1 protein-coding gene is annotated in these 3,277 nt (G+C 74.3%); it reads right to left on the minus strand.

All coding sequences use genetic code 11. From position 1 onward, the window contains the following. The coding region (locus SACXIDRAFT_RS23145) for an SDR family NAD(P)-dependent oxidoreductase (RefSeq protein WP_006236379.1) at window positions 1-3,277 on the minus strand (3,277 nt) is incomplete at both ends.

Consider the following 3,277-nt stretch of genomic DNA (forward strand, 5'->3'; position numbering starts at 1 on the left):
AATCCGCCCCGGCGTCCGTGGCACCGGCAGCCGACGTCGTCGCGGTGGCCGGAAGTCGGTCGGTGAGCAGGCCCAGCAGGTGGTGCGCGAGCGCCCCTGCCGTCGCCTGGTCGAAGACCAGTGTGACGGGAAGGCGCAGCCCGGTGGCATTGTCGAGCCGGTTGCGCAGCTCCACGGCGGCCAGCGAATCGAACCCGAGTTCGGCGAATCCGGTGTCGGCGTCCACGTCCCCGGCCTCGAATCCGGGCAGGATCGCCGCGACGTGCGAGGCGATCTCGGCGAGCAGCACGCCGATGCGCCGTGGCGGTTCGACGGCGGCCAGCCGGTCGATGAGCGACTCCGGAGTGGAATCCGCCGGTGCGTCGGCCGGGGCCGTGGCTGGCGCGGGCTCCGGTGCCCGCGCGGGCACGGGGTCCTCGCCGGTGAGCCCGCGCATCAGCGGATGCACCGGGCCGGTCCGCATGGCCGGGATGTCGAGTTTCATCGGCACCGCGAGGTCGTCGGGCCCGGTCACGGCGGCGTCGAACAGGGCCATGCCCTCCTCGTCGGAGAGCATGCGGAAGCCTGCCCTCGCCATCCTGGCCGCGGCCTGTTCGTCGAGGTCGCGGGTGAGGTCGCTGACGCTCGCCCACAGTCCGAACGCGACGGACAGCCCGGAAAGGCCCTCCCACCGGCGGCGGCGGGCGAACGCGTCGAGGAACGCGTTGGCCGCGGCGTAGTTGGCCTGGCCCGGATTGCCGAGCACCCCGGCTGCCCCGGAGAACAGCACGAACACGTCGGGATCGGCGTCCCTGGTCAGCTCGTGGAGCACCACGGCGGCGTCGAGCTTGGCCCGCAGGACCGGCGCGAGCCGCGCACGGGTCTGACCGCCGAGCATGCCGTCGTCGAGTGCGCCGACGAGTTGCACCACGCCGGTGAGCGGGTGCTCGGCGGGGATACCGGCCAGCAGCGCGGCGACCTGGTCGCGGTCGGTCATGTCGCAGCGGGCGATCCGCACACTCGCTCCGAGCGCGGTCAGCTCGGCGGTGAGCGCCGCCGCTGTCGGCGCGTCCTCACCCCGGCGCGACGCCAGCAGCAGGTGCCGCACGCCGTGCGTGGTCACCAGTGTGCGGGCGACGGCCGACCCGATCGTGCCGGTGCCACCGGCGACGAGCACGGTGCCGCCGGGGGTGAACGTCCTCGGCATGGTGAGCACGATCCGGCCGACGTGCTCGCCCCTGCTCATCGCCCGCATCGCGTCCTTGGCCCTGCGCACGTCGAGCACGGTGCGGGCGAGCGGGGGCAGCGTCCCGTCACGGAACAGCGGAAGGAGCACGTCGAGCATCGCGCCGATGCGCTGCGGTCCCGCCTCGACGAGGTCGAACGCCCGGTAGGAGACGTCGCCACGGACGCGCGCGACGTCGGCGGCGGTCCTGAGATCGGTCTTGCCCAGTTCGGCGAAGCGCCCGCCCTGCCGAAGCAGGCGCAGCGACGTGTCGATGTGGTCGCCGGTCAGCGAGTTCAGCACCACGTCGATTCCACCGCCGAACGACTCGGCGTAGCCGGTGTCGCGGGACGAGGCGATCGAGGAGGGCGGCAGCCCCATCGCCCGCAGCTCCGCGTGTTTGGCGGGGCTCGCCGTGGCGAACACGGTGGCCCCGAGATGCCGCGCGAGCCGCACCGCGGCACTGCCGACCCCGCCTGCCGCAGCGTGCACGAGCACCGACTCGCCCGCCCTGAGCCCGGCGATGTCCACGAGCCCGTGGTAGGCGGTCAGGTAGGCCACGGCCGCCGAGGCCGCCTCGGTGTAGGACCAGTTCTCCGGTATGGGCCGCACGGTCCGCGCGTCGGTGACGCACACCGGGCCGATGCCGCCGGGAAGGAGACCGAACACCCGCTGGCCCACGGTGAGGTCGCCGACGCCGGGGCCGACCTCGGTGATCACGCCTGCGCCCTCGGCACCGAGCACCACCTCGCCCGGATACAGCCCGAGCGCGCCGAGCACGTCGCGGAAGTTGAGCGCGGCGGCACGCACCGCGACGCGCACCTGACCTTCGGCGAGCGGGCGCAGGGCGTCCGGCGCCGGTACCAGCGCGACGCCGTCCAGCGTCCCGGGTTCCGTGGTGTCGAGCCGCCACGCCGGGGTGGCGGGCACCGGCAGTATCGGTGTGGCCGCCGTGCGGGTCAGCCTCGGCACGAGCACCTTCCCGCCGCGCACGGCGACATGGAACTCGTCGGCCGACACGGCGGAGGTGATCAGGTCGGGCAGGTCCCGCACCGGGGTGTGCGGGTCGAGATCGACGAGGACGAGCCTGCGCTGATGTTCCGCCTGCGCCGTGCGCAGCAGGCCCCAGACGGGGGCGGTCACCAGGTCGGTGAGCCGCTCCCCCGGTTCGGCCGCCACGGCGCCCCGGGTGAGCACGACGAGGCGCCGTCCCCGGTTGGCGGGGTCGGCGAGCCAGTCGCGGACGGTGTCGAGCAGCGCGCCGGTGGCCTCGTGGGCGGCGGGAACAAGGCCGGTGGTCGTCACCGGAAGGTCAGGCCCGCGCAGGGACAGCACGGCGTAGGTGCCGCGTTCGGCCGGGGTGACGGCCGAGGCGAAACCGGCGTGGTCGGGGCCCAGCAGCGACCACGTCGCCGCGCTGGGCGTGCCGGGTTCGGGAATCGGCACCCAGTCCACTGTGTACAGGCAGTCCCGCACCAGGTCGGGGCGTTCACCGGTGGCCGACCGCAGCACCAGCGACTGGAGTTCGGCCACGGGTTTGCCGTCGCCGTCGGCGAGCTGCAACGCGACACCGGAGGCACCGGCCTTCGTCAGCCGCGCCCTGGCCCTGGCGCCCGCACCCGGCGCGTGCACGGACAGTCCCGTCCAGGCGAACGGCAGCAGATTCCCCCCGCCGTTCATCCAGGGCGCGAACCCCATGGCATGCAGAGCCGAGTCGAGCAGCGCGGGGTGGACGCCGTAGCGGGTGGCGTCGGCCGACGCCGATTCGGGCAGCTCGACCTCGGCGAACACCTCGTCGCCGCGCGCCCACACCGCCTTCAGGCTCGAAAACGCCGGGCCGTAGGTGTATCCCGCGGCGTCCATGGCGGCGTAGTAGTCCTCCGACGGCAGGCGGCGCGCCCCTGCGGGAGGCCACGCGGAGAGGTCGAAGTCCGGCTCTGTCCTCAGCGGCGTGCAGGTTCCTGTGGCGTGGCGCGACCAGGGGCGGCCCTCCGCGGCGTCGGCGGGCCGCGATGTCACCTCCACGGTCCGCGTGCCGTCGGGCTCCGCGGGGCCGAGCACGACGCGGAGGGC

It is taken from the genome of Saccharomonospora xinjiangensis XJ-54, from assembly GCF_000258175.1.
Lineage (GTDB): Bacteria > Actinomycetota > Actinomycetes > Mycobacteriales > Pseudonocardiaceae > Saccharomonospora > Saccharomonospora xinjiangensis.